The organism is Neobacillus sp. SuZ13, from assembly GCF_030123365.1.
Classification (GTDB): domain Bacteria; phylum Bacillota; class Bacilli; order Bacillales; family Cytobacillaceae; genus Neobacillus.
This window is the reverse complement of the sequence record NZ_CP126107.1, coordinates 5,248,563-5,275,227: the sequence shown is the minus strand read 5'-3', so window position 1 is coordinate 5,275,227 and position 26,665 is coordinate 5,248,563. Positions and strand designations below refer to the sequence as shown.

The following is a 26,665-nucleotide window of genomic DNA, read 5'->3' as shown; positions in this document are numbered from 1 at the left end:
AAGTGTATGTCATAGCCACTTTCGAGAATTCCTTATTTATTGAGTTAGCTATCTCCGAGATGGAACAAAAGGGGATCCCTAAAGAAAAGATTCTTGCTGCTCCGCTCGATAAACGTTCGGAACCAAGACAATTGTTTGATACGATTCATCGAGCGGATGGTTTGAGTATGTTTGACGGTGCTGCAATGCTGGGGACCTGTTTCATGCTGCTCGGTGCCATTTACGGGTATGTTCTAAAATGGGGTCCGATTATCTGGGGAATTATTGGTGCGGTCAGCGGGTTACTTTTAGGGTTTTTAATCAAAATGCTCCTTGTCAAAAATAAGAAGCGAGGGGACAAGGGCATCACAGCGGAAATTGTTTTAATGATTCGCTGTGAAGAACATCAATGGGAAACCATTGAAAAGATTTTATGGGAAAATACTGCTTTGGGGATAACCAGAATAAATAATGGGATTAGCCCTCAGCTTAGCAAAATTTAAGGAGCGAAGGCACAAATTTTTTTCTTTTTCTAGAACATGTGTCAAGAAAGTGAACTTTTTAGCACAAAGTAATCCAGTTTTCGGCATATTCCGAAAAACGCTTTAGGGTTAATTGTCATAAGCATCATGAAGATGGTATAAACTGTCGATATTTGATGACGAAAACTAGTTACTTGTAGGCGCTTTCAATTGATAAACTTTTAAGTACATAGTTCATATATTAAGGAGTTTAGTGATGATGACTAACGACGATCTTTTTGTACAAATCGAAAATTTGAGAAACAATATGATAAGAGTGGGGCTAACGAAAGGTTTAAATTCAGTGGAAACTGTAAAACTAAGCGAAAGACTTGATAAGTTAATTAACTTACAAATGGGGCTATTTACGAAGATTTCTGCTTGAGTATATAGATGTATTTAGCCGATAAAATAGTATGCCACCACTAATATCCCAGCGTAAAAAAAGCGTACAAGCCCTCTGGAGAGGTCTTATACGCTTTTTTTACTGAGATCTACTAATACGGGGAGCATCCATGGGAATGGGCTGCATGAATTTAATGTCTGATAAGATCCAATCACTATCGTTTTTCCTGCTATAATAATAGGTAAATGATGTAAATGAGGGAGTGGGTTTTTAGCGTATGAAAATAAAGGTCATCATCGCAGATGATAACTCATTTATTCGAGAGGGTCTAAAAATTATTTTATCTACTTACGAGGAATTTGCCGTGCTCGACACCGTGAGTGACGGAAAGGAGGCAGTTGATTACTGTCTAGCCCATGAAGTCGATCTTGCCTTACTCGATGTACGCATGCCCAATATGAACGGGGTGGAAGCAACGAAGCTGATTGCCGAGCAAACAAGCACCAAGCCGATTATTCTAACGACCTTTGATGACGATGAATATATTCTTGAGGCTATCCAAAATGGAGCCAAAGGCTATTTGTTAAAAAATAATGACCCTGAACAAATCCGGGATGCGATGAAGAGTGTATTCCGCGGAAACAGCATTCTTCAGGATGTCATTTTTGAAAAAATAAAGTCCAATTTGTCGACCACTAATAATGCTGCTGAAACAAAGATTGACCTCACCCAGTTTACCGAACGAGAACGTGATATCCTGTCACTGATTGCGAAGGGATATTCCAATAAAGGTATCTCCAAGGAATTATTTATCTCAGAAGGGACAGTCGCGAATTACATTACATCTATTTTAGGAAAGACAGGTCTAGATCACCGAACCCAAATCGCGATTTACTACCTCACCGGGAAAGTCGACTAAGATGGAGATTTGGATTATTTTTACGAAGATGATCTTGCTTGTGTATATCGCGATTCAATGTGCACAAGCAAATGTCAGCCATATCTCCTGGGTGGTCCTTGCGTTTTTGGTTTATTTTTGCGCCAATATTACCATTTATATTTTAAAAAATGCCACGCTGAAAAGGGTCCTGTATGTCCTGTCCATTGGTATTTTGACAGTTGCCTACCTAAGTGTAAATCCTTTGTTTAGTTTGCTGCTGCCACTTACGATAGTCGAGCTGGCGGCCAGTTTTATCGACAAGAAACTTACCGTTTTGTTGCTAGCTTTGCTTCCCATCTTATATTTGAATGCACCGCTGCAGCCGATTTACGGCTTAGCGGCGGGTGTTTCTTTTATGATTTTTTCAATCACATCCATTTATGGAGAGAAATTGATGAAAAATGAAGCTCAAATCGATTCGATGAGAAAGCAGCTCCAGAAACTAACCAAACATATTCATGAAAATAGCGAATACATAAGGCAGTCAGAATACACTTTTAAATTAGAGGAGCGCAATCGAATTTCACAAGAAATTCATGATAAAATTGGCCACTCGATGACGGGTGCTCTTTTTCAAATGGAAGCGGCAAAACGGCTGGTAGAGACAGATCAACATAAAGCAACCGAGCTCCTCCAAAATGCCATCAATATTTCCAAAGATGGGATTGAAAATATCCGCCTGACCTTAAAAAATATGAAACCGCCGACAGAGCAAGTGGGGATTCACCGCCTGAAGCTGTTGATTGATGATTTTAACGCCAAACAACCAATCAAAACGATCGTCACAAATGAAGGCAATCTAGATATCATCGCACCGATTCATTGGAAAATCATCCATGAAAATGTCACGGAGGCACTGACGAACACCATGAAATATTCTCATGCCAGACAAGTGTCGGTCGATCTAAAGGTCCTAAATAAGATGATTCGAGTTGAAGTAAAGGATAATGGGGCCGGAACGGAGATCATCAAAAAAGGTCTAGGCATAATTGGGATGGAAGAGCGGACGGCCGCTGTTAATGGAAAGATCATTGTCGACAGCACCCATGGATTCTCCGTCACCACGCTTCTGCCTCTGGGTCCATCCCTCATTAACGGCAATAAGGTCCCCTAACTGCCCGATTGGTTCAGCTAACATCAGTGGGGATGGTGAAACCCCCACTGATTGAAGTTTCACCTTATGAGCATCTCACGCTGAAAATATGAATATTCTCATATGAAAAGAATGAACGATTGCACTTATGCGCGTTCATTCTTTTTCTATATACTGGAAGAAGATAAACGAATTAGGGGTGAGAGGATGAATGTTTTAGAAATTAAGAACCTAACGAAAAAATTCGCTGACTTTATTGCGGTTGATAATATGAGTTTAACTGTGGCTGAAGGTGAGATCTTTGGGTTTCTTGGTGCCAATGGAGCTGGGAAAAGTACGACGATAAATATGATTGCCGGCCTGCTCCGCAGCAATGATGGAACGATTAATATTCTTGGTAAAAATAGTGCTAAATACAGCCGCTTTGCCAAAATGAATATTGGCATGGTCCCTCAGGATTTGGCGATCTATGAGGATATGACAGCATATGAAAACGTGAAATTCTTTGCCGGACTTTACGGCCTCCGCGGTACCGAACTGAATGAGAGAGTCGAGGAGGCCCTTGAATTCGTCGGCCTCCAGGATAAACATAAAAGCTATCCAAAAAGTTTCTCAGGCGGGATGAAACGGCGACTCAATATCGCATGTGCGATTGCCCACCGCCCGAAGTTGATTATTATGGATGAACCAACGGTCGGGATTGATCCGCAATCAAGGAACTATATTCTTACTTCGGTCCGCAAGTTAAATGAAATGGGCTGTACGATCATTTACACGAGCCACTACATGGAGGAAGTCGAGGAAATCTGTTCACGTATCGCCATCATTGATCATGGGAAAATAATTGCCGAAGGTACGAAGGAGCAGTTGAAGTCGATTATTACCAATACGAAGGATGTTTGGATTGAGGTCAAATCGACTGAAAAGGTGAACCTAGCGGCAATTAAAAGCATTCATGGCGTTGAAACTGTTTCCGTCGATGAAAATATGATTAAAATCAACTCAGATACTGGGGTCAATAACTTAAACAAAATTATTGAACACTTTATGAGCAGCCAGATTGAAATCCGCTCCTTACTAGAAAAGGCCCCGAACCTGGAGACGGTATTTTTAACATTAACGGGTAGAAATTTGCGTGACCAATAAGGGGGATTCACTTTGAATATACTCAATATTGCATGGAAGGGAATTAAAACAGACTTCAGGGACACCCGAACGTTATTTTTCATGTTAGCTTTTCCGATTGTATTAATGCTCGTCCTTGGAACAGCTTTGTCGAACACATTTACGACCAGTCTCCCTGTTGATGATATCGATGTTTTATATAAAGATACAACCAAGGGTGAGTTTTTTCCTCATTTTATTAACGAGGTTGAAAAATCTGGGGTTCATTTTAAAAAAGCAACCGGCACGACTGATGGCGAAAACGAAGTAAAGCAAGGTAACTTTGATGGCTACGTGGAAGTAACCGAACAAGGGATTCAGCTCTATATCAATAATGGGACCAGTATCGAAGGGAATATTCTACAAGGCATGCTCGCTTCGTTTGTCGATCAATACAATATCGCATCCGAAATTATAAAGGTGGCACCGGAAAAGCTGGAGAGTGCCTTTACGCGTGAGAAGCCGGCTGATTATATCAAGGAGACCTCACTGCTTCCCGATAAACAACCTGGGTCGATGGATTATTACGCAATTGTGATCACGACGATGATTATTCTGTACGGGGCAATGTCGGCCAGTTCGTTAATTGTGAGTGAACGTGTGCGAAAGACGGGTGACCGGCTGATCGCTTCGCCGGTTCTAAAAAGCGAAATTTTCATTGGAAAAGTGCTAGGGAGTCTAGTCAGTAACAGCATCTGTATTGTTCTGGTCATCCTTTTTAGCAAACTCATTTTCAAAGCCAATTGGGGCGATCATTTAGGCTTGGTCTTCCTGGTGCTTCTGACAGAAGTGGTGTTTGCGGTCAGCATGGGAATTGGCGTCAGTTTCTTGGCAAAAACGAGTGCGGGTCCAAAAGTGATTATCATGCTATTTGCTCAATTAGCGTCCTTTTTTGGCGGAGCCTATTTTAAAATTGAGAATCCCGAGGGTATTTTTAAATTAATTACTGATCTCTCACCGCTGACTTGGATGAATACAGCGTTGACGAAGATTATTTATACGAATGATTTTGAGGCGGCCATTCCGGCACTCACCATCAATCTAACCGGGGCGCTACTATTCTTGCTCGTAGCGATTATCTCATTGCAACGACGGGAGGGATTATAATGAAGGATATCCTCTGGTTAATTCAGAACACACTCCGAGTAACGTTTCGGAAAAAGAAAAACATTATTATGTACCTGTGTATGCCGTTAATCGGTATCTTAATTGCCCTGCTCGTCTATGGCGGAGATCAAAAGGCGATCCTGCATGTCGGGGTTGTGAACGAGGATAAACATGAGATTACTACGGATACCATCGATTTTTTAAAGGGTTTAGATAATGTAGAAATTTCGACAATTTCAACCGGGCAGGTCCAGGATAAAATCTCTTCTGGCAAACTAGATAGTGTGATTACTTTTGAAAAAGGGTATGCAGATAGTGTTTTGGCGGGGAAGCCAGATTATATCGAACTGACCTCCATCAAGGGGGCTGCCATTACCGCATACGTAAAATCTTATTTACATCAGTATATCGATAATATCGCGACGATCAGTTATGTTGCGGGAGGGAATCAACAGACGTTTGAGCAAATGTATAGCGATTTTCAGCAAAGAAACTATAAGCTAACGACTCATTCTCTCGAAGACGCTTCGAAAAATAAGAACATGACTAACCAAACGATTGGCTTCTTGATCATGATCATGTTAATGTCAGCCGGGAATATGGCTGAGATCATCCTGTTGGAAAAAGAAGGCCGTACCTATTTTCGATTATTATCGACACCGATTAATGCGCGGAAATACATCTTCTCAAATATTGTGGTCAACATGATTGTGATGACAATCCAGGTGTTTATTACGTTAACCATCATGAAAGGAATCTTTCATATTGGTATGAACATGTCGTTTTGGTCAGCAGCCTTTGTGATGTTACTGTTTTCATTAATATCAGTCGGGATCTCGCTAGTGATTGTTTCTTTTTCCAACAACCGCAGTGCCGCTGCTGCCCTGCAAAATTTAATTATCACTCCGACCGTAATGCTTTCCGGCTGTTTCTGGCCGGTGGAAGTGATGCCAAAATCCTTACAAAAAATTGCCGATTTCCTGCCGCAGCGCTGGACCTTGGATACGTTAACAAAGCTGCAGGAAGGAAATGCGATGAGCAGCTTGTATTTGAATGTCATCATCCTATTTGCCTTTGCGGCCGCATTTTTCTTAATTGCCATTTATCGATTCAGCCGAAATCATACGACACAGAATTTTGTCTAGTTATATTAAAATGTGACCGCTCAAAAGGGCGGTTTTTTTGTCTGTTTTTGGATACTATAAACAGAATTAGAAAAAGTTGGCAGAGGTGAAAAAAGTATATGGCAACAAGGAGGCACAAAGTATTTAATTCATCGATAATAATGATTCCTTGGTTATCACTGTTATTTATAGGCAAGCGTAGTTTCAAACGTTATTCTTTTGCTGGCGTTTTTATTGTGATTTTTGAAATCATTAATCATCTGTATGGACACAAGAAACATTGGTGGAAGTTTTATGATGATCGAAGATCCTTTATCAAGGATGAGCTGCCGTTTAGTATTGGTCCTTATATGCCTTTCTCCATGTGGTTACTTAAATTTTCATTCGGAAACTTTAAAAAGTTTGTGTTGCTTAATGTGATTTCAGATGGACTCTTTGCTTTCTTTTTCATTGATGTTCTTAAAAAAATGAAAATCATTCGTCTGAATCGGTTAAATCATTTTCAATTTTTTATCTACTTACACTATAAAGCGTATCTTTTATATGGAGTGCAGTATTTGTTTGAGAAAATAAAAGATATAGATGACAATAAAAATTCATAAAAAAACCTCGAAGCCTGCATTCTTCGAGTTTTTTTTCGACCCTTTCACTGAATTTTCTACATAACATTACAAATTCATTACATTTTCCCTAATTCCATTGTTATTATTCTGTTAGAAAATTAAACTATAAATATATTAAAACGGAAAAATTTTCTTTTAGAAAAGGTGAGAATGGAATGAAACGGAAACTTTTAATATATTCGGTATCGATCGCTCTATTAACTTCGGTCTTTCAAGCAACCCCGACTTTTGCAAGTCCAACTGTAACCCAAGATCAAATCAATCATACAAAAGTCAAAATAACTGAAACACAAAATCAGATTGAAGACATAGAAAATAAGATTCAACAACTAGACGACCGAATCGTCATGGGTATGGAGAAAAGCAAACAATTAAACACTGATATTAAAGTGCAACAAGGTCAAATCGTAAAAACTAAGGCAGACATTGAAAAAGCAAAGCAAGACTTAGAGACGAACAAAACCTACTATTCTGCTAGACTAAAAACCATGCAAGAACAAGGCCAGCAGCCGATGATTACATACGCAGAGTTTATTCTTTCGTCAGATAGTTTTTCTCAGTTACTAACTCGCTCAACTGCTATTATGCAGATTCTTGATAGTAATACAGATATCATGAAGGCTTTATCTAAAAAAGAAGAAAACTTACTCGGTGCGGAACAAAAGTTAGAGAACGAATTAGGTCAATTAAAAAAGAGCCAGGAAGACCTAGCTTCTAAACAAAAGCAAATTGAAGCGGATAAGGCAGAAATTAAAACCGTATTGGCGGAGTCAAAAAATACCTTAAAGCAGCAACAAACGCAACTTGCTAGTCAACAAACACTAAAAATTGCTCAAGATAAAGCGCGTCAAGAAGCGCAAGCAAGAGCCCAACGCGAAGCGCAAGAAAGAGCTGCAGCTCAAGAAAGAGCACGTCAAGCTGCACCAGAAAGAGCAGAGCAACAAGCTCCAAAAAGTCCAAGTCAACCGGAACAAGAATCTCCAGCTAAAAAGCCGGTCAAATCTAATGATGATGATGATACACCGAAGGAAACAGTGATTAATTCAGGAGATGCTGATGAGTTAATCGCCTATGCTAAACAATTCTTGGGCGTTAAATACGTTTGGGGAGGGACAACACCAAACGGGTTTGACTGTTCAGGGTTCACTCAATATGTGTTCCGTCATATTGGAATTTCCCTTCCAAGGGTTTCTCGTGACCAACAGGATATTGGAACTAGCATTTCACCTTATAACGTAAAGAAAGGTGATTTAATATTTAGAGGTAACCCTGCTCATCATGTAGGCATTTATATTGGAGGCGGGAAATATATTCATGCTCCGCAAACGGGTGATGTTGTGAAAATTTCTACGTATAATCCGTCTACGACTACAACTGCAGCAAGAGTATTGCATTAAGAATAAAGATTTGAAGAACAAGGCTTGGAGAAAAACTCCAAGCCTTTTTTGTATTTTTGGGGAAGATAATTACATAGATTAGAAAAGGTGAGAAGACATTTTTCTAGGAAGGTGTTTACCATAACCACAACTGAGGAAATTGCTGCAATCCTTGCCAGTTTGGATCATCCGCTGGCCCCATATTGGTTAAATAACGACTTAATCAAGAGGACAATCGCGACTAGTTATGATTATTGGGTAGAAGATACAGAAATTCCGATGTCACTGGCCGACTTTGTGAGCCAATATCTTGCACATGCCGAATATCTTGGCGGAATTTTTTCAAACATACATGATCCCAGCTAATGGCAGCTGGGATTTTTTTGGTGTCAGGCACCACTGCCGTTCAAAAGTTCGCCATAACATTTCAAACAAAGTGTGAACTTGTCACTATACCCATGTTGTTTATCCGAAAAAAGGAATATAGTGTAAGCATAAAGAACAAATAAAATTTGAAGGGCGGAATCATTTATGTTTAACAAATTTTTAAGAGAAAATAAAATTGCGGCAGCCATCTTAACTGTCTTACGTTTATACCTTGGCTATTCTTGGTTCACAGCAGGTTTTGGAAAATTAACTGGCGGCGGCTTTGATGCTTCTGGATTCTTAAAAGGAGCCATCGCCAACCCAGTAAAAGGTCCAGACGGTGCAGTCGTATTTAGCTGGTATGTAGACTTCTTAAAACACTTTGCGTTACCAAACGTGGATGTGTTCAACGTCATCGTTCCTTGGGGCGAAACATTAATCGGTTTAGGCTTAATCTTAGGCTGCTTAACAACTACAGCAATGTTCTTCGGCCTAGTGATGAACTTCAGCTTCTTCTTAGCTGGTACTGTATCTCACAACCCAAGAGACATTTTCTTTGGCTTCATCATTCTAACAGCTGGTTACAACGCTGGTAGAATCGGTTTAGACCGCTGGGTGGTTCCATTCTTCAAAAAGACTAGCAAAAAAGGTACGGGGCATGAAAAAGCAAAGGTAAGTGCATAAATAATTTGTAAACAAAAGACGATTCGGGCTCCATTCCGAATCGTCTTTTGTTTTAATTTATGCGAGATGGTATTAGTTAATTATCGTTAACAATAGGTTGGTCAAATAGATCAGAATTGACTGCAGTAGTATTACTTTGCCCCGTAAAGGTTGTGATATGGACCCCTGTATTGGAAGAACCAGAGCCATGTGTACTTTTCGTGGCGCTTTTAGGAGAAATAAACAAGGAATTGCCAAATTGAACAATCCCGCCACTGACTGTATCAATTTTCACTGGAATTGGAAACTTTGACATAAAAGAACATCCTTTACGTTTTAATATTTTACTATATGCAAGCATTCTAATCATTGTTCGTATGACCACCATTAGGGGCTGTTCATCAGTTCGCCATAACATTTCAAACATCCTGTGAACTTGTCACTATACCCATGTTGTTTATCTGAAAAAAGGAATATAGTGTAATCATAAAGAACAAACAAAATTTGAAAGGCGGAATCATTTATGTTTAATAAATTTTTAAGAGAAAATAAAATTGCGGCAGCCATCTTAACTGTCTTACGTTTATACCTTGGTTATTCTTGGTTCACAGCAGGTTTTGGAAAATTAACTAGCGGCGGTTTTGATGCTTCTGGATTCTTAAAAGGAGCGATTGCCAACCCAGTAAAAGGTCCAGACGGCGCGGTCGTATTTGGCTGGTACGTAGACTTTTTAAAACACTTTGCACTGCCTAACGTGGATGTGTTCAACGTCATCGTTCCTTGGGGCGAAACATTAATCGGTTTAGGATTGATCTTAGGTTGCTTAACAACTACAGCGATGTTCTTTGGCCTAGTGATGAACTTCAGCTTCTTCTTAGCAGGTACTGTATCTCACAACCCTAGAGACATCTTCCTTGGCTTCATTATTCTAACAGCTGGTTACAACGCTGGTAGAATCGGTTTAGACCGCTGGGTGGTTCCATTCATTACTAAAATGAGCAAAAAAGGCACTGGTCACACTGGTCACGAAAAAGTAAAAGCTTAAGTTTAAGAAAAGCAGAAGCGACTCTAGGGCTCAACTTCTGCTTTTCTTTTTAGCTAAAATAAAGATCCTCAATGAACGAGGAAAATTCGTCTAAAATAGAATGTCTATCGATTACATTAGAATGGATAAATTGAAATACTTCTTCGATTGCTGCCTCTATTTGTTCCTTTGGTAATCGGTGTACATTGGAGGAAGGTCTAAAATATAGGTACATGGGAAACCCGCCATCGTTTTGAACTGACCCAAAAAAGTTAGACAAATACTTTTATGCAACTTTTAAGACTTGAGTTCGGAATTCTACTGGACTCAGGTCTTTTAATTTTGACTTCATTCTCTTGTGATTGTAATAGTAAATATAATCAGCTAATTCCCGTTCAAAATGCTCTAAACTATCAAATTCCTGTAGATAAAGGAGTTCGGACTTTAATAAGCCAAAGAAATTTTCCATGACTGCATTATCAAAACAATTTCCTTTCCGGGACATACTCTGTGTAATTTGATGTTGTTTCAATTTTTTTTGATATTTTCCCATTTGATAGTGCCAACCCTGATCTGAATGAAGAATGACCTTGTCTCCGGGCTTAAGACGTTCAATTGCTTGATTTAACATGTCTCCTACCAATGTATATACAGGACGATTCATGACGCTATAGGCAATGATCTCACCATTACACAAATCCAGGACAGGAGAGAGGTAGCGCTTCTCACCAAATAGGCGGAATTCTGTAACATCTGTTACCCATTTTTCATTCATATTCTCAGCAGTAAAATCTCGATTTAAGACATTCGGAGCTATTTTGCCTTCCTTACCTTTATAAGATTTATACTTCTTCATACGCACCATACATTTTATCCCCATATCATTCATTAAACTATTGATGGTTTTGGGATCATGGTGGAAACCTCTTTTTTCTAATTCTTTCGTGATTCGACGGTACCCATAACGACCTTTATGTTCATGGAAAATCTCTTTAATTGCATCCTTTATTTTTTCATATTTATCAGGCTGATTTAATCGTTTTTCCCAATAATAATACGTGCTGCGTTTCATGTCAGCGACTTCAACTAGATCCACAACCTCATACTTTTGCTTTAGATCAAAAATTACTTGCGCTTTGATTTTGTTTGTAATTTTTCCTGCATTTGAACTAAAGCATTCAACTTTTTTAAGTAGGCAATCTCCATTTCTAAACGTTCAACTTTTGATTGTAAAAACTCCAAAGATTCTTCGCTATGTATTGGTTTGTTGGCTTTTTGTTTCTGTGTTTCTGTTTTCACTGTTTCTTTTTTCATGGATGGACGCCCCTTTTTCTTTAATTTAAGGGCATCAATTCCATGTTCCTCGAACTGCCTGCTCCATTTTCGAATGGTAGAAGGATCAGCTATCTTAAAAATAGCAGCTGTTTCATTCGGTGACGTCCCGTAGTTATTCATATATTTTAGTACGTCTAGTTTAAACTCTGTTGAGAAACTTGTATAGGATTTTTGAAACGCTTCTACACCGTTTATCTCGTATTGCTTCACCCAAGTTTTTATGAGAGAAGAGTGTGCTCCAATGGAATCACCAATCTTTTGATAACTATCATTGCCATTCAAATAGCGCTGAGCAGCAGCTATTTTATCCTCCGAATTAAATTTAGCCATAAAAAACACCCCGTAAATGTTAGAATGGTGTCTAACATTTACGGGGCAGATCATTTGTGGGGAGTTTATAAGGGATATTTAATCTTCTTGCTCCCAATCGTTCGTAAAAATTTATCCGCCGTAACTGTTGTACTCTCGAATCTCCATCTTCTTCAGGTATTTCCACTTCAACAAACGTGCCGATAAATCCGTCCTGCCTTGATTGAATCATTTTCTGAAAAAAGAGGGACCCGTACCCAGTATTACGACAGTGTTGATCAATGGCCATATAGTCGAGCCAAAGCGCCGGGATATGTTCAAATTGATAAATTAAGGCATAGCCCACGATTTCTTCTTGTTGCTTTGCCCAGAGGAGTTTGTATTTCTCGTTGGCTAAAAGCAATTGAAAATGCGAGTAATCTTTTAATTCATTTGCTGGAAAGTCGGCCGATAATCGTTGATAGACGTCCCTTAGCTCACTTAGATTGCCTTCCGATATTTCAATTTCATTGTTTTCCATTTCTAATGCCTGCCTTTATTTTTTTACATTAATATTTATTTTTAGATTCTGTTCAAAATTACCTTTTATTCCATATGCTTTAGGATAAGGGGTGAATGTTATGTCAACTGAACCGTTTGATATCGAGATATTAAAGCACATAAGGAACAAACTTGATTATATTTACTATATCGCAAAAAGCAATTACAACGACAACCCTGAATTAATGGACACGATTGAAAATTTAGCCCAAGTTTCAAAAATGTTTACGAATATTAAAATTCAAGAGCTAAGCAAGCAAGATGAAACACCTAGCCCTCAGGGATACATTCTTTCCAAACTAGCGAACTCCTACTCTAGAATGAAAACATATGAAAAACAAAAAGAAGCGGATTTTCCAACTTGGAAGGATTGAAAGGAGAGAGGTGCTTCATGCACTTCTCTCTATTTTTCACTGGTGCCTGACACCACCCAATATATTTCCAAAATTATTTAGTAAAACTAATATTTTCTTAGAATCAGGTCGTTTGTCGTAGTATAATAGTTTTTATGAGTCTATTCGACATTTAAACTATTATTTTAGGAGGAAAAATGAAGAAAGTTGTCATCTCTGTTTTGTCACTGCTTATTTTTGTTTTAGTTCACCCCTCTTTTATGAGTGCCGCGGGAACGACCTATCCCAAAGTGAATGATTATATCATTTCTAAGAAATTAGTCCCCGCGAAAGTAGAAGATCAGCACAAAAGCATTTTTACAAAATTTACGTATCGGAATGGGTATGGTGAGGTTGAGGGCGTTGTCGCTCATGAAACGGCCAACAGCAGCTCGACGATCACCAGTGAAATTGCCTATATGTCGAGAAATCATAGAAATGCCTTTGTTCATGCGTTCGCAGATGGGTCGCGTGTGATTGAAATCCATAACCCTAATTACGGGGCCTGGGGTGCAGGATATTATGCAAACCAACGATTCGTACATATTGAGTTGGTCAGAGAGAAATCCTTTGACAAATTTGCACGTTCAATCAATAACTATGGGAATTACATTGCAACTGTACTCTATGATTATAATTTACCTTTAAAAAGTGCTGAAAAAACTGGTGAAGGTACCCTCTGGTCGCATGCTGCGGTCACTAAGTATCTTGGCGCCACAACTCATGGCGACCCACATGCTTATTTTAAAAAGTGGGGCTATAGCTGGGATCAATTTGTTCAGTTAGTGACGATGAAATATAAAGCCCTCCCTGATAAAACGGAGAATACGAATCGTTTAGCGCAAATCCCAAGCAGCAAGGTTTTGATTTATAAAGATTATAAAAATACAGCATCCGCCTCACCAGCAGGGGAAACGTATACGAATCAAACATTTTATATTAAAAAATTAGCCTTTGTAAGCGGACAAACGTATTATCTGCTGAGTGAGCAGGCTAGTAGTGTAAACGGTGTAATCGGCTGGGCCAAGGCTTCGGATTTGCTTTCGTATCCAGAATCGAGTCTAAAGTCAACGTCGAAAACGTTGTATTTTACGGGTAAAGGCGCCGCTTATAGCAAAGCCTGGGGCATGAAGAAAGATGTCATTTATTCTTCGCTTGCCATATTTAAAGACCGAGAATTTAAGGTGAACGCAACAGAAACGGTTGGCAATATGGTTTGGTACCGTGGGAATTTGGACGGAAAAACCGTATGGATATATTCGAGCAGAGTGGCACCAAAGGTGGAGCGGTCGACCAGCAGGTTAGGTCAAATCAAAAATAGTACTGTCAAAATTTATAAAACGGTCGGCACCGAAACCGGAGCATTTACAGCTGGATCCACTTACACTGGAACCGTCTATTACATTAAGAAACAAGCAACCATCAACGATCAAACCTATTATTTAATTAGTACACAGTCTAGTAGTGTATCAGGTGTAATCGGCTGGGTAAAATCCACTGATTTGACTAATTACTCCCATACTACCTATGACCAAAATGCAAAAACGATGTATTTAATGGGTAAAGGCAGCGTCTATAGCAAGCCATGGGGCAGTACGAAGGATATTGTTCTTAAAGATCTTTCAAAAAATAAGAACCAAGAATTTAAGATCAATTTAACAGAAAAAGTTGGCAATAACACTTGGTACCGCGGAAGTTTTGCAGGTAAAACGGTATGGATTCATAGCTCCTACCTAAATAAAACGTTGGAAAGTGCGACAAGTCGTTTAGGCAATATAAAAAAAACCAGCGTCAAGATTTATAGAAAGTTAGGTTCGAGTTTCTACTATAAGGCAGGAACTACCTATACCAATAAGGTTTACTATATTAAAAGAAAAGGTAAACTAAACGGTCAAATCTATTATTTAATTAGTATAAGTTCAACCGGTGCAAACGCCATCGGCTGGGTAAATTCCGCCGATATTTCCGATATTAGCTATGCAGTGGTAAGCCAAAAAGCCAAAAGCATGATTCTCAAAGGAACAGGCAGTGCTTATAGCAAAGCATGGGGCGGAAAGAAAGACGTCGTTTATAAAACACTTTCTTCCTACAAAAATAAGAAATTTACGGCAGAGCTCACTGCAAAAGTAGGAAGCACAAATTGGTACCGCGGGAAATTGGCGGGTAAGACAGTTTGGTTGATGCAGTAGGTACCTGGGAGGTTCTCTCTACTCTGGAGCGTTTCATTACAAAAAAATTGAGCAAGATATAAAGGTAAAAGGGGCTAATTTTAGCCCCTTTTTTTATATATTACTATTCAATTAACCGTTTCTTCTTTCACCATATGTGGCAGCGGTTTTTGCTTCTGGCTCAAAAAGAAGAAGACACCGAGCAGGACGAGCACTCCTCCAACAATTTGCCAGGTGACGAGATGCTCATTTAAGAGAATCACTGCTAGGACCGTAGCACCAACGGGCTCACCTAAAATACTCATTGAAATTGTTGTTGCATTGACGTAGTTTAAGAGCCAGTTATTGATCACGTGACTGACCGTTGGAACAGTGGCGAGTAAAAGGAAGATGCCCCATTCCTTTGCTGGATAGCCGGTTAGTGAAACGCCTGTTGATACGTTATAAATGGTAAGAACAATGGCTGCTGAGAAAAATACACAAAAGCTATAAAGCCAATGAGATACTTTTTTAACAATCGATTGCCCAATTAATAAGTAGCCCACCACAGAGATGACACTAAAGAAGGAAAGTAAATCGCCCATAATCGCATCATTGCTTACACCGAAATCACCCCAGCCTATCATCATCGCTCCGATAATGGCAATACCCATCGTCATTAATGCAGACATAGTGGTTCGTTCTTTAAATAGAAGAAATCCGCCGAGCAAGGAGACGATTGGCTGCAAGGCAAGGATAATGGTCGAACTTGCGACTGTGGTTAATTTCAATGACCCGAACCAAAGGACAAAATGCAGAGCTAAAAAGACGCCTGAAAAAAATAAAAACAACCAATCTTTTTTAACAATGTTTTTAAATTCATTTCGTTTATTCCAGACGATCGGTATCATTAAGAGACTGGCAAGCCACATCCGGTACATACTCAAAATCGAGGCTGGTGCGTCCGACCATTTGACAAAAATCGCCGAAAATGAAATGGCAATGATGGAAATGGTAAGGGGCAGCCCGATACCCCTTGAACCTACTTCTTGTTGTTTCATTATATCCCCCTTTGCCTTTTACAGGTCTATTTCAGTAAATACGAACTCTTTCGCCAACCGAAAGTTGTACAAATATTGTTTATTATATCACATGGTGTCAGGCACCAACGCAGTAAAATTTTTCATTATAAATGGTTTGTTGGATTTTGCCTTCATCTACCATTGACGAATGGTGTGCGGTTCTATATGATATGAAGAAGAGAATACCCGTACTGCGGGAGAGGTTCATAGCTGATACCCTCTATAAAAAACTATGGATACATGACTATTAGGCCATGTCCATATTGGACGTGGCTTTTTTGTTGGGTCTGTTAGTTGAAGAGTAGAGCTGTTGCAGTAACTCTTTCTTTTAAAAAGTGTGGGACACATTGCAAGGAGGTTTTTTTATGTCTGGCAGAAGCCATGAGGAAGGTTTAAAGGATTTAACATTATTAGGTAATCAAGGGACTACCTATTCATTTGAATATGCGCCTGAGGTGTTAGAGGCAGTCGATAATCTTCACCCGGATCGTGATTATTTTGTAAAATTTAATTGCCCGGAGTTTACTAGTTTATGTCCGTTGACGCGCCAGCCGGATTTTGCAACGATGTATATTTCGTATGTTCCGGATAAAAAGATTGTTGAGAGCAAATCGTTGAAACTGTATTTGTTTAGCTTCAGGAATCATGGGGATTTCCATGAGGATTGTGTCAATATCATCATGAATGATTTAATTAAGCTGCTTGACCCAAGGTATATTGAGGTTTGGGGTAAGTTCACTCCACGTGGCGGAATTTCCATTGATCCATGGTGCAATTATGGAAAGCCAGGGACCAAGTATGAAGAGATGGCCCATTTCCGTTTAATGAATCATGACATCTATCCGGAGAAAGTGGATAATCGTTAATTAGAAGGGCCGGGTTTCCGGCCTTTTTTTATGATAAGTGTTTAGTAAGGGGCTCATAACACCAGTAAGTGGTGGTTATTCGCTAGTAAGTGACGGCTATCCGCCAGTAAGTGGCGGCTATCCGCCAGTAAGTGGCGGTTATTCGCTAGTAAGTAAAGGCTATCGCCAGTAAGTGAAGGCTATCCGCCAGTAAGTGATGCCCATCCGCTAGTAAGTGGCGCCCATCCGCCAGTAAATGGCTCCCATCCGCCAGTAAGTGGCGCCATCTACCAATTAAGCACACTTAACCTAAAAGCCACGGGCCTGCCGTGGCTTTTTCCTGTGGACTACCATGCGTAATCATCATGTTCTTCTTCTTGAAAGTCATCATCATCATTTAGCCGGTTGACTAGCCACTCATCGTGAGTTATGCCGGTGAACATCATTTCATTTTGAACCTCTTCGCTATTCCATTCATCTGCCAGCATATCTCCACGAAGATTCGGGTCTTTTGTCATCATTTCTTCACCTCCTCTACTATCATTGCCAATTTTTTCGTGACTATAATAGAAGGAGAGTAAAAAATAGGTGACTCAACGATTAAATCGAGGGCCGCTCGATTCGATTCTTTCCACAATTAGAGGAGAGCCCACTTAACATAAGAAGAAAGCCTGGTGTAAACAGTGGATATTGATGGTTTTGATATAAAGAGGAAGTAATTTTCCAATGATTTTGGTCTTAGTGTTTTTGAGGTCGTAGAAATTGAAACGGGCCGGACGTTTATCCTAAGGTTGGTTGATTTTTCGAACAAATCAACGGATTTTAAGAAGGCGCAATGGAACCAATTGCAGAATGAATACCAGACGTTGATCTCCGATTATAGCCATTTGCCGTGTATCGAACAGGCAGCTAAGGTTGATGAAGACCACTTATATTCTCTTTTTGACGGGGAAGAAGGGGAGACCTTAAGTGAAAAAGGGTCACTCGGGCCCGATCAAATCCAACAGCTCATTGCTGCTGTCCGCCATCTTCACGATCATCAGATGATTCATGGGGCGATTTCACCTAAAAACATCTGGATCACCACTCAAGGAAGAGTGATTTTATATGGAGCTGGGGAGGCAAGGGTCCTTGAAGGGAAGACCCGCTTAGGAGCTGTTTCTGATATACGGCAGTTGATTGCGGTCATCCAGCGTTTTTCTACCTTAAGCGAGTCGATATTGGAACGGCTCAACCTTGAAGAACCGATGACGGCTGAGGAATTAGAACAAATTCTATTTCGTACGGAAAGAAAAGAAGGCATAAGTGAGGATAATAAACTGGCCGCCTTTTTTGAAAGAAAAAGCATAACTCAAAAAGCAGAAGCTGCAGAACGCGAACGTAGAAAAGTGGAAAAGGGCAAGCATAGAAGAGCAAACAAGATGATCATTGGCGGCGTCATTGCAGCCATGCTGATCCTTGCTGATTATTGTTTATTTTAATAGAAAAATGCGGTTCAACCGAGATGAACCGCATTTGTGTGTTATCGATAAAAATTTCGTTTCCTCTAAAGGGGCTTTCCGCCACTTAAACTAGTTCATAATCAGTCACGCTGCGGTCGACGACTCTCGCACTTTTGGAAGAGACAAATTTGCCACTGCTTGTAGTGAAAACTTCAGAGGCAATGATCTGTCCCATCGATAGCTTTACGACTTCTTCATCAATAGGTTCTTTGGGATTTTCAATCGTCACACGTGCCGTCTTTCCAAGCTCCGTAGCAAATTGTAATTCTAATGTTTTTGCCATATTCGTTCACCTCCGTTCTCAACTAAAATTCCTATCCTACTAAGCGATGATCTCAGAACTGTCATTTCGCTCTACTTTGTTTAGCATGTCGTTACACAAAACAGAAATAGCTATTGCTGCTTGAAATATCTGATCTGTTGTCGCATCTTTTTTGACATTGCTAAACGTTTTGGCGCGTAGGATGGGTTCGCCATTCTCGTCCATGCCTCCTTCAAACACTAAGCGAAGCTTTGTCCCTTCTAAAAGTGATTGTGCCATCGTCCCTCACCTCCTTTCACCTTCTATATAGAAAAAATTTGGTCAAAAGGACATGGTGGGAAAAAATAAATGGCTGCTTAAAAATTTTGTAGATATTTGTTTGATTAATAATCATTGACATAGTTAAAAATTTTAATTATTCTAAAAATAAGTCAATGTAAGCGCTTTATTAAGTTCGAATTCTCTAACTTCCAGAAATATTGGTTTTCATCTTATTCGAAAAGGTATATACCATTTTGGAAGCAAGAATTTACAAAAGTAGCAGAAATACGATAATCTTTAGATAAGAGTTTGAATTTCTGCATAAACAGGAGAATTAGAGATGAGTAGAATGATAAGTGATGATGAGGCGGTTCCTTTTTACAAACAATTAAAGAAACAAATTCTCGAGGAGATCAAGAGCGGTAAACTTAAACATGGGGACAAGCTTCCTTCGGAACGCGAATTGGCTGAGCAGTTTCAAATCAGCCGGATGACAGCAAGACATACCCTGTCGATTCTGGAAAGAGAAGGTGTAGTGGAACGGCGTGTTGGTGCAGGAACCTTTATTAATTATAAAAAAATTGAAATGGATTTTGTCACGTTTAACAGTTTCACTAAAAACATGCTAAGTAAGGGATTAACCCCGAGTACACAGATTTTGTCCATACGTAAAATCGAAGCGAATGAAAATCTGGCCCAAAAACTAAAACTGGAGTTGGGTGAAGGGATGATTGTTATTAAGCGGCTTCGACTTGTTGACGAGACTCCAATTTCGATTGAAGAGTCGTTTCTGCCCGAAAAACTTTGCCCGGGGCTAGATGAAATGATTACCGACAATGATTCCCTATATGAAATTTTAGAGAGAGAGTACGGAATTGTACTGGTCATGGCAAAAGAATATATGCAGGTGACCTTGTCGGATGAAGGTGAAAGTAAATTGTTAAAAGTACGTGTGGAGAGTCCGTGTATTCTACAAGAATCGGTTGCATTTGATAAAAATGAAAAGGAAATTGAATTCTCAACATCGCTAACAAGAAGCGATATTGTGAAATTTTATTCCGAATTAAAACTGAAATGAGAAAAATCATTTCAGTTCCTTTTTAGAACAAATGGTATATACCAAATTGATTATAAGGAGGCTTTTTCATGAGGGTAATCGGCGTTGGTGATAATGTGGTGGATAAATATATGTATAAAAAAACGATGTATCCAGGTGGAAATGCGTTGAATTTCAGTGTTTATGCTAAGCAGTTAGGGATTGAAGCAGCCTATCTTGGTGTGTTCGGCAATGATCGGGCCGGAGAGCATATTATTGCCACCTTAAAAAGGTTGGATGTCGATATTTCTCATTGCCGGCAGCATGAAGGTGAGAATGGCTTCGCGGCTGTTGATTTAGTGGATGGTGATCGGGTATTCATCGGTGGGAATGGGGGCGGTGTTCAAATCGACCATCCGATTGTCCTTAGCCTAGAAGACCTGGAATATATTAAAAGCTTTGATATTGCACATAGCAGTATCTACAGTGATATGGATTCAGAGTTACATAAATTAAAAGAATTTGGCATTCTAGTATCCTATGATTTTTCAAGTGATTATACCGATGCATTACTTGAGAAGAATTGTAAGAATATTGATATAAGTCTGTTAAGTTGTGGCCAATTGGACGACGAGGAAGTAGCAAATCTATTAAAACGTGTATATTCCTACGGGAGTAAATTAGTGCTGGGTACTATGGGTTCACGCGGCTCGATTGTGTTTGACGGCCAATCCTTTTACCGCCAGGAGCCTCACTTTGTTCAACCGGTTGATACGCTAGGTGCCGGAGATTCCTTTTTTACAGCATTTATCTTACATTATCTATCTGGAAAAAAGGAAAACCCTGATATTCAGGAAGGCTTCCTTTTAAAAAACAGCATGGAGGAAGGGGCGAAGTTTGCGGCAAAAACATGTCTTGTTGATGGTGCCTTTGGTTATGGAATTCCCTTTTAATTTCTTAAAGGCATCGAAATAATAGAAGGTTTGGGAGGTGAGGGGAGTCTAGTTTGTTTAGGTTGATGTAAAAAATAAGGAGGGTCAATGAATGAGAACGAAAATAAATGTATTATTTGCAGTACTGTTGGTGTTCGCACTCGTCCTGACGGGTTGCTCCAGTTCCTCATCCACTAATGAAGAGTCGGGGAAAGTCGTTTTAAAGTTTTTGCATAAGTGGCCACAGCCAGAATACGCTCCTTATTTTGAAGAAGTGGTCAAGGCTTTTGAAAAGGAAAACCCAGATATCAAAATTAAAATGGAAGCGATTGCAGATGAACCAATTAAAGACAAACTCCGTGTGATCCTAGGCGGTAAAGAAGTTCCAGACATTATGTTTTCCTGGTCGGGTGAATTTGCTCGCAAATTCGTTCGTGCGAATGCAGCCTTAGATTTAACTCCCTACTTAAATGAAGATACCGCTTGGAAAAACAGTTTTATTCCGGCATCCCTGCAGCCTTTCACATCCAACGATAAAAATTACGGTATTCCTCTTCGCTTCAATGGTAAATTCTTTGTTTACAACAAAAAGATTTTTGATAAATATCAACTGCAGGCACCAACTACTTGGGATGAATTTTTACAAGTCCTAGAAACTTTGAAAAAAGGTGGAGAAACGCCAATTATTCTTGGTAACCAAAGTCCTTGGGCAGCAATTCATTACTTAACAGGCTTAAACCAAAAAATAGTGGCACAGGATGTGAGAATGAAAGACTATAATCCAAAATCAGGTGAGTTCACAGATCCTGGTTATGTTACCGCAATGCAAATGTTAGCTGACCTCAATAAAAAGGGTTATTTTATGAAGAATGCTAACTCTAGTTCTCATGATATGGCAAATCAATTATTTGCAGCTGGCAAGGGAGCCATCATCTATGTGGAATTAGAAGAGTTCCAAACAATCGAGAATAATATGAAAGGAAACTGGGGCTTCTTCCCAATGCCATCCATTGCAGAAGGTAAGGGCAGTCAAAGTTTCATCACTGGAGCACCAGATGGATTTATCGTTTCCTCCAAATCAAAACATCCGGAAGAAGCCATTAAATTCTTGAAGTTTTTAACTAGTAAAGATAACGCCTTAAAGCTTGTGAAACAAATTGGCTGGCCAAGTCCAATTGACGGAGCAACAAATCCAGATACTGCCCTGAAGGAAGTAGCTGAAGGTGTTGAAGTCATGAAGAAGGCAGAAGGTATGGCCGAGTGGCTTGACACAGATGTCCATGCAAAAGTAGCGGATGTGTATCTATCTAATATCCAGTTATTGCTAGATGGTTCTAAATCACCAGAAGAAATTATTAAAGAAGTCCAAGACGTAGCGAAGCAAGTACAAAGTGAAGTGGAATAAGAATAGCGAAAGTGCCCGTTTAGCGGCGTATGGAATGGAGCACTTTGACTTTTCGCAGGGAGAAGAGCGAGTCCAATAGCCGCTGCAGCTAGACAGTAATCTAAGTTAAATCATGCAATACTTTATAAACGAGTAAGGGTAGGCAGGCACTGCTTACCCCCTCCTAGGAGGAAGTTGGGGATATGACAAGAACCTTTCGAAACAGCCGAACCGCCATACTATTTATTTTACCAGCACTCCTTTTCATCCTGTTTTTTGTATTTTTGCCGATTGTGTTAAACCTCTATAACAGTTTGTTTCGGTGGAATTCCTTTGATGCGGGAAGAGTTTTTGTTGGCTTCGAGTATTATGGCCGATTGTTTAAGGATCCAGTCTTTTTTACCGCATTAAAAAATAATTCTCTATATGCAGTTATTTCGTTGGTGTTTCAGGTAGGTCTTGGCTTAATCATAGCCGCCCTTTTAGAAGATAAGTTGATTAGAAAGTTTCAGCCCTTTTTCCGAACTGTCTTTTTTATCCCTTCAGTTATCTCGATCGCAGTGGTTGGTTTGTTATGGCAGCTTCTCTATAATCCAGAAGTGGGTTTAGTTAACGGGGTATTAAACGCAATTGGCCAATCGGAATGGGCCATGTCTTGGCTGGGTGACAGTAAAACAGCCATTTATGCTGTAGTTGCTGTTTCGCAATGGCAATACACCGGTTATATGGTGATGTTATTCTTGCTCGCAATGCAAAAAATTCCTTTTGAATATTATGAAGCGTCAATGATTGATGGTGCTTCTAAGATAAAAACATTCTTTTTTATCACCTTGCCGCAGATGAAGGAAATGATCCTTGTTGGTACGGTAATCACCGTAATCGGTGCATTCAAAGTATTCGACGAAGTCTATGTTATGACAAATGGTGGACCAGGCCGTTCTACGGAAGTGTTAGGAACCATGCTCTACCGATCAGCCTTCCGAAATGATGAAATGGGCTATGCTTCCACAATCGGAACAATTATTTTTGTCATAACCCTTACCCTATCCTTAATTCAGCTGAAAATAGGCAAATCCGGAGAGGAGGCGTAACCAATGGCCAATCATACAAACTCAGTGGTAAAGACAAATCAGATCAAAGAAATCGGGACAGGAAGTTCCAAGCTGACGCTGAAGGTTAAGAATCGAATTTTTCAATCGGTTGTGCTCGTGTGGTTTAGTCTCTTTGCTTTGGTCATCATTTGTCCAATTCTTTGGCTCGGCTTGAGCGGATTAAAGTCTAATGCTGACTTTTTCTTAAATACTTGGAAGTTGCCGGAGGAATGGCTTTGGAGTAATTACCGGGCTGCCTGGGATGCCGGGATTGGCCAATTTTTTCTAAATAGTGTGTTCATTACGGTGGTATCGGTCGTAGCGGTATTACTATTCGGATCAATGGCAGCTTTTGGGTTGAGCCGCTTTCAGTTTAAGGGGCAAAACATTTTTCTTGTTATTATCCTAAGCGGTTTGATGCTTGCACCCCAGGTCAGCTTAATTCCACTTTACAAATTATTGCAGGCGGTTGGGCTTTATAATACCTACTGGGCGTTAATTCTTCCGTATGTTGCTTTTCAATTGCCATTTGCGATTTTCTTAATGCGCTCTTATTTCCTGTCAATCTCTAAAGAACTGGAGGAGTCGGCGATTATTGATGGGTGTAATATCTTCCAGGTGTATTGGCATATTATTGTACCGCTGGGTAAACCGATCATTGCCTCGTGTGCTTTATTAGCAGGGATGAACGTATGGAATGAATTTATGTTTGCCCTAGTATTTGTGGAAGATTCTGCGCTGCGGACAATTCCTGTAGGTCTAATGAATTTGCGGAGCCAGTTGAACACGAACTTTGGAATCCAATTGGCTGGATTAGCCATTTCTGCACTACCAATGATTATTGCGTACATCGTTTTCCAAAAACAATTTGTCCGTGGTCTCTCAGCTGGAAGTGTAAAAGGATAATCAAACTTGGAATGTACCTGAGTGAGGATGGAATAGGATAGGGGTGGTCACTTTCCTATTCCATGTTCATTCCCTTCGGTTACTTATGACTGGTTTAAATGGTATATACCATATGGTTTTTTATCATACCTTATGTAGTTCATTTGTATGAATCTTCACTGAGCAGGAGGGATTAGATGGGCAAAATCAAACGTTCGCAAATAACAGGGATGAATTTTCACTATCTGCATTTCCCACTGGACTATTTTTTAGATGCGATGGTGAAATATGAGTTCGAAAAAATTGAACTGTGGGGTGCTGCGCCGCATCTATATGTGGAAGATTTGTCTTTAGCTGAGATTCATTCAATTAAGAAAGGGATCGACCAGCGTGAATTGGAAGTGGTTTGCTTTACGCCAGAACAGTGTATGTACCCAATTAATCTGGCAGCAAAGGAGACTGAGATTCGCGAAAGAAGTATCGCTTATTTTAAAAAATCAATTGATGCTGCGCTTGAATTGGAAGCGCCTATGGTGTTAGTAACGGCGGGCTGGGGTTACCGGAATGAAGACAGGCATGAAGCCTTAAATCGCACCCAAGATTCGTTAGCGCAGCTTAGCTCCTATGCCGAGAAACAAGGAATTATTCTCGCTCTGGAGCCATTACAAAAAATTGAATCCAATCTAATTACCACTCTGCCTGAGTTAAAAGAAATGCTTGGGGCTGTCTCTTCACCTCATTTAAAAGGAATGGTTGATACCATCCCGCTTGCGGTAGAGGGGGAGGAACTTGCCAGTTATTTTGAACAATTACAGGATGACTTTGTCCATATCCACTTTATTGATGGGAACCCGAGCGGGCATTTAGCTTGGGGGGACGGAAGCCTGCCATTGGAGAAATATTTGAAAACCTTAGGAGACTACAACTACAATCGCGCCCTTACGTTGGAGTTTACATCATCACAATACTTGATTGACCCTAACGAGGCAGTTGAAAAGTCCCTGCGAAGTCTTGCTCCTTACTTGGTGTAAGGGACGGAGGGGGGTGTTTTGAATAGGGTGACTAATTCAGTGGTATAAAGGAGTTTTATCCTATGTCTATTTGGAGGAGTTATCCCAAGAACTTAAAGGTTTTATTAATCGCTATGTTGATCAATTCCACAGGTATGGCTTTTCTTTGGCCCTTGCACACCATTTACATAACGCAGGGGATGGGGAAGACCCTGTCGGAAGCAGGTTTTGTCTTAATGCTGCATTCAGGAGCAGAAATTGTTGGCAGTTTCCTTGGCGGCTATCTGTATGACCGTATTCGGGGGAAGCGAACCCTTCTCCTTGCGGTTCTATCATCTGCCTGTTGTATTTTTATTATTTCCGTCGGCTTGGCGTGGCCCGTGTATATTCTGATGATGATCCTGCTTGGACTAGCGATTGGAACAATTTTTCCTCCCATCTATGCTCTTGCAGGGATTGTTTGGAAGGAAGGCGGCAGAAAAAGCTTTAATCTCATTTATCTGGTTCTTAATTTCGGTGTGGCAGTAGGTACCTCTCTCGGCGGAATCGTTGCTCAATTTTCGTTTCAATATGTCTTTTGGATTAATGGATTCACCTATGTTGTCTTTATCTTCATCGTTTGGTTCGCGCTTGAAGAACCTGAATCAGTTATTGAGACTGCGAAGATTAAAGTAAAGAAGGATCCAGTCCTGGGACCAAAACAGGAAATCCGCAGTGCACAAAGCTTTCATTCCTTAATCATTCTTTGTCTAGGATTTATGTTCTGCTGGGTTACTTATATTCAATGGCAAACGAGTATTTCTAACTATATGCACCAGTTAGGATTTCCGTTATCGGCCTATAGTTCTTTGTGGACCATCAACGGGTTCCTAATCTTGCTGGGGCAGCCTTTGATCCAATGGTTTATGGCCCGCAAAAAAGTACCGATGAAGTGGCAGCTTTTATCAGGAGTATTCTTTTTTATGGCTACCTTCGGCCTCTTGACACAAAGCCATGCTTACGTCGGGTTTGTAGCGGGGATGGTGATTATGACCATTGGGGAAATCCTTATTTTTCCGGCCGTGCCAGCGATTGCGGATCGACTGGCACCCAATGATAGAAGAGGTATGTACCAAGGTTTAGTAAGTGGTGCGGCCAACGTGGGGAGAACAATCGGCCCCTTACTAGGCGGGCTCTTGTACGATGGCTTTGGGCCGACGGTGCTGTTGTATGTATGTATTTTCATTGGTGGATTTGCCTTGATTTGTTTTTTTACATATCAAAGGTTCCAATATACGCAAAATGAAGTTTCATCTGTAAAAGTAAATAAATAAAGGAGGATAAAAA

Annotated in this window: 30 protein-coding genes and 1 riboswitch; of the genes, 23 read left to right on the top strand and 7 right to left on the bottom strand. The window is 40.0% G+C overall.

Features of this window, described 5'->3' with window-relative positions; genetic code table 11:
* Nucleotides 1–2 precede the first annotated feature (2 nt).
* From QNH17_RS26040 to QNH17_RS25990, 11 genes are all read left to right on the top strand, one after another.
* Complete coding sequence (locus tag QNH17_RS26040; protein WP_283876081.1) at nt 3–482, top strand: hypothetical protein; 480 nt, start codon at nt 3–5, stop codon at nt 480–482.
* Between the two features lie 238 nt (nt 483–720).
* The gene (locus tag QNH17_RS26035; RefSeq protein ID WP_283876079.1) at nt 721–885 is read left to right on the top strand and encodes an aspartyl-phosphate phosphatase Spo0E family protein; all 165 of its coding nucleotides are present in this window, start codon (nt 721–723) and stop codon (nt 883–885) included.
* Between the two features lie 238 nt (nt 886–1,123).
* Nucleotides 1,124–1,765, top strand: a complete 642-nt coding sequence (locus QNH17_RS26030; protein WP_283876077.1) for a response regulator — start codon at nt 1,124–1,126, stop codon at nt 1,763–1,765.
* A gap of 1 nt (nt 1,766) precedes the next feature.
* Complete coding sequence (locus QNH17_RS26025; RefSeq protein ID WP_283876075.1) at nt 1,767–2,900, top strand: sensor histidine kinase; 1,134 nt, start codon at nt 1,767–1,769, stop codon at nt 2,898–2,900.
* Between the two features lie 186 nt (nt 2,901–3,086).
* On the top strand, nt 3,087–4,025 hold the full coding sequence (locus QNH17_RS26020) for an ABC transporter ATP-binding protein (protein ID WP_283876074.1): 939 nt from the start codon (nt 3,087–3,089) through the stop codon (nt 4,023–4,025).
* Nucleotides 4,026–4,037: 12 nt separating this feature from the next.
* Entirely contained in the window at nt 4,038–5,150 is a 1,113-nt protein-coding gene (locus QNH17_RS26015) for an ABC transporter permease (protein ID WP_283876072.1), read from the top strand.
* A complete protein-coding gene (locus tag QNH17_RS26010) occupies nt 5,150–6,295 on the top strand; it encodes an ABC transporter permease (protein ID WP_283876071.1) in 1,146 nt (381 codons plus the stop codon). Before QNH17_RS26015 ends, QNH17_RS26010 begins: the two co-directional genes overlap by 1 nt.
* 98 nt (nt 6,296–6,393) lie before the next feature.
* Nucleotides 6,394–6,876: a hypothetical protein gene (locus QNH17_RS26005; protein ID WP_283876069.1), complete on the top strand. Its 483-nt coding sequence runs from the start codon at nt 6,394–6,396 to the stop codon at nt 6,874–6,876.
* Between the two features lie 176 nt (nt 6,877–7,052).
* Nucleotides 7,053–8,294, top strand: coding sequence for a C40 family peptidase (locus QNH17_RS26000; protein ID WP_283876067.1), 1,242 nt, complete (start codon nt 7,053–7,055; stop codon nt 8,292–8,294).
* A gap of 87 nt (nt 8,295–8,381) precedes the next feature.
* The gene (locus QNH17_RS25995; protein WP_283876065.1) at nt 8,382–8,639 is read left to right on the top strand and encodes a hypothetical protein; all 258 of its coding nucleotides are present in this window, start codon (nt 8,382–8,384) and stop codon (nt 8,637–8,639) included.
* 165 nt (nt 8,640–8,804) lie between these two features.
* Nucleotides 8,805–9,323 (top strand): DoxX family membrane protein, encoded by a 519-nt coding sequence (locus tag QNH17_RS25990; RefSeq protein WP_283876063.1) that lies wholly within the window; start codon nt 8,805–8,807, stop codon nt 9,321–9,323.
* 76 nt (nt 9,324–9,399) lie between these two features.
* Here the strand turns inward: QNH17_RS25990 and QNH17_RS25985 are convergent, their stop codons facing one another.
* Complete coding sequence (locus QNH17_RS25985) at nt 9,400–9,618, bottom strand: spore germination protein (protein WP_283876062.1); 219 nt, start codon at nt 9,616–9,618, stop codon at nt 9,400–9,402.
* A gap of 207 nt (nt 9,619–9,825) precedes the next feature.
* On the opposite strand from QNH17_RS25985, the gene QNH17_RS25980 reads away from it, so the two are divergent.
* Nucleotides 9,826–10,347, top strand: a complete 522-nt coding sequence (locus tag QNH17_RS25980) for a DoxX family membrane protein (protein ID WP_283876060.1) — start codon at nt 9,826–9,828, stop codon at nt 10,345–10,347.
* Between the two features lie 265 nt (nt 10,348–10,612).
* Here the strand turns inward: QNH17_RS25980 and QNH17_RS25975 are convergent.
* Together QNH17_RS25975 and QNH17_RS25970 are read right to left on the bottom strand one after the other, a co-directional pair.
* A protein-coding gene (locus QNH17_RS25975) for an IS3 family transposase (RefSeq protein ID WP_283876058.1) occupies nt 10,613–11,991 on the bottom strand; the annotation gives its coding sequence in 2 pieces (ribosomal slippage) (nt 10,613–11,517 and nt 11,517–11,991; 1,380 coding nt in all).
* Nucleotides 11,992–12,022: 31 nt separating this feature from the next.
* On the bottom strand, nt 12,023–12,490 hold the full coding sequence (locus tag QNH17_RS25970) for a GNAT family N-acetyltransferase (RefSeq protein ID WP_283876056.1): 468 nt from the start codon (nt 12,488–12,490) through the stop codon (nt 12,023–12,025).
* Nucleotides 12,491–12,590: 100 nt separating this feature from the next.
* On the opposite strand from QNH17_RS25970, the gene QNH17_RS25965 reads away from it, so the two are divergent.
* Together QNH17_RS25965 and QNH17_RS25960 are read left to right on the top strand one after the other, a co-directional pair.
* The gene (locus QNH17_RS25965) at nt 12,591–12,884 is read left to right on the top strand and encodes a hypothetical protein (protein WP_283876054.1); all 294 of its coding nucleotides are present in this window, start codon (nt 12,591–12,593) and stop codon (nt 12,882–12,884) included.
* 176 nt (nt 12,885–13,060) lie between these two features.
* Entirely contained in the window at nt 13,061–15,091 is a 2,031-nt protein-coding gene (locus QNH17_RS25960) for a peptidoglycan recognition protein family protein (RefSeq protein ID WP_283876053.1), read from the top strand.
* Nucleotides 15,092–15,198: 107 nt separating this feature from the next.
* Here the strand turns inward: QNH17_RS25960 and QNH17_RS25955 are convergent, their stop codons facing one another.
* Nucleotides 15,199–16,110, bottom strand: coding sequence for a DMT family transporter (locus QNH17_RS25955; RefSeq protein ID WP_283876051.1), 912 nt, complete (start codon nt 16,108–16,110; stop codon nt 15,199–15,201).
* 214 nt (nt 16,111–16,324) lie between these two features.
* A riboswitch (PreQ1 riboswitch) is annotated at nt 16,325–16,371 on the top strand.
* 125 nt (nt 16,372–16,496) lie between these two features.
* Between QNH17_RS25955 and queF the strand changes: the two genes are divergently transcribed.
* Nucleotides 16,497–16,997: a preQ(1) synthase gene (gene queF / locus QNH17_RS25950; RefSeq protein ID WP_026564093.1), complete on the top strand. Its 501-nt coding sequence runs from the start codon at nt 16,497–16,499 to the stop codon at nt 16,995–16,997.
* A gap of 326 nt (nt 16,998–17,323) precedes the next feature.
* Here the strand turns inward: queF and QNH17_RS25945 are convergent, their stop codons facing one another.
* Nucleotides 17,324–17,497: a hypothetical protein gene (locus QNH17_RS25945; RefSeq protein ID WP_283876049.1), complete on the bottom strand. Its 174-nt coding sequence runs from the start codon at nt 17,495–17,497 to the stop codon at nt 17,324–17,326.
* 270 nt (nt 17,498–17,767) lie between these two features.
* On the opposite strand from QNH17_RS25945, the gene QNH17_RS25940 reads away from it, so the two are divergent.
* Complete coding sequence (locus QNH17_RS25940; protein WP_283876047.1) at nt 17,768–18,457, top strand: hypothetical protein; 690 nt, start codon at nt 17,768–17,770, stop codon at nt 18,455–18,457.
* Nucleotides 18,458–18,542: 85 nt separating this feature from the next.
* Here QNH17_RS25940 and QNH17_RS25935 read toward each other — a convergent pair whose 3' ends face one another.
* A complete protein-coding gene (locus tag QNH17_RS25935; protein ID WP_283876046.1) occupies nt 18,543–18,761 on the bottom strand; it encodes a DUF2922 domain-containing protein in 219 nt (72 codons plus the stop codon).
* A gap of 39 nt (nt 18,762–18,800) precedes the next feature.
* Nucleotides 18,801–19,019, bottom strand: coding sequence for a DUF1659 domain-containing protein (locus QNH17_RS25930; RefSeq protein ID WP_283876044.1), 219 nt, complete (start codon nt 19,017–19,019; stop codon nt 18,801–18,803).
* 322 nt (nt 19,020–19,341) lie between these two features.
* Here QNH17_RS25930 and QNH17_RS25925 point away from each other — a divergent pair, with 322 nt between their 5' ends.
* The 7 genes from QNH17_RS25925 (at nt 19,342) to QNH17_RS25895 (ending at nt 26,652) form a co-directional block, all read left to right on the top strand.
* The gene (locus QNH17_RS25925) at nt 19,342–20,079 is read left to right on the top strand and encodes a GntR family transcriptional regulator (protein ID WP_283876042.1); all 738 of its coding nucleotides are present in this window, start codon (nt 19,342–19,344) and stop codon (nt 20,077–20,079) included.
* A 68-nt stretch (nt 20,080–20,147) separates the two neighbouring features.
* Nucleotides 20,148–20,990: a fructoselysine 6-kinase gene (locus tag QNH17_RS25920; RefSeq protein WP_283876040.1), complete on the top strand. Its 843-nt coding sequence runs from the start codon at nt 20,148–20,150 to the stop codon at nt 20,988–20,990.
* 91 nt (nt 20,991–21,081) lie between these two features.
* Entirely contained in the window at nt 21,082–22,374 is a 1,293-nt protein-coding gene (locus tag QNH17_RS25915; protein WP_283876038.1) for an ABC transporter substrate-binding protein, read from the top strand.
* A 182-nt stretch (nt 22,375–22,556) separates the two neighbouring features.
* Nucleotides 22,557–23,444, top strand: a complete 888-nt coding sequence (locus tag QNH17_RS25910) for a carbohydrate ABC transporter permease (protein ID WP_283876036.1) — start codon at nt 22,557–22,559, stop codon at nt 23,442–23,444.
* A gap of 3 nt (nt 23,445–23,447) precedes the next feature.
* The gene (locus QNH17_RS25905) at nt 23,448–24,350 is read left to right on the top strand and encodes a carbohydrate ABC transporter permease (RefSeq protein ID WP_283876034.1); all 903 of its coding nucleotides are present in this window, start codon (nt 23,448–23,450) and stop codon (nt 24,348–24,350) included.
* Between the two features lie 176 nt (nt 24,351–24,526).
* Nucleotides 24,527–25,360: a TIM barrel protein gene (locus QNH17_RS25900; protein WP_283876033.1), complete on the top strand. Its 834-nt coding sequence runs from the start codon at nt 24,527–24,529 to the stop codon at nt 25,358–25,360.
* Between the two features lie 62 nt (nt 25,361–25,422).
* Nucleotides 25,423–26,652, top strand: coding sequence for an MDR family MFS transporter (locus tag QNH17_RS25895; protein WP_283876032.1), 1,230 nt, complete (start codon nt 25,423–25,425; stop codon nt 26,650–26,652).
* The last annotated feature ends 13 nt before the right edge of the window (nt 26,653–26,665 follow it).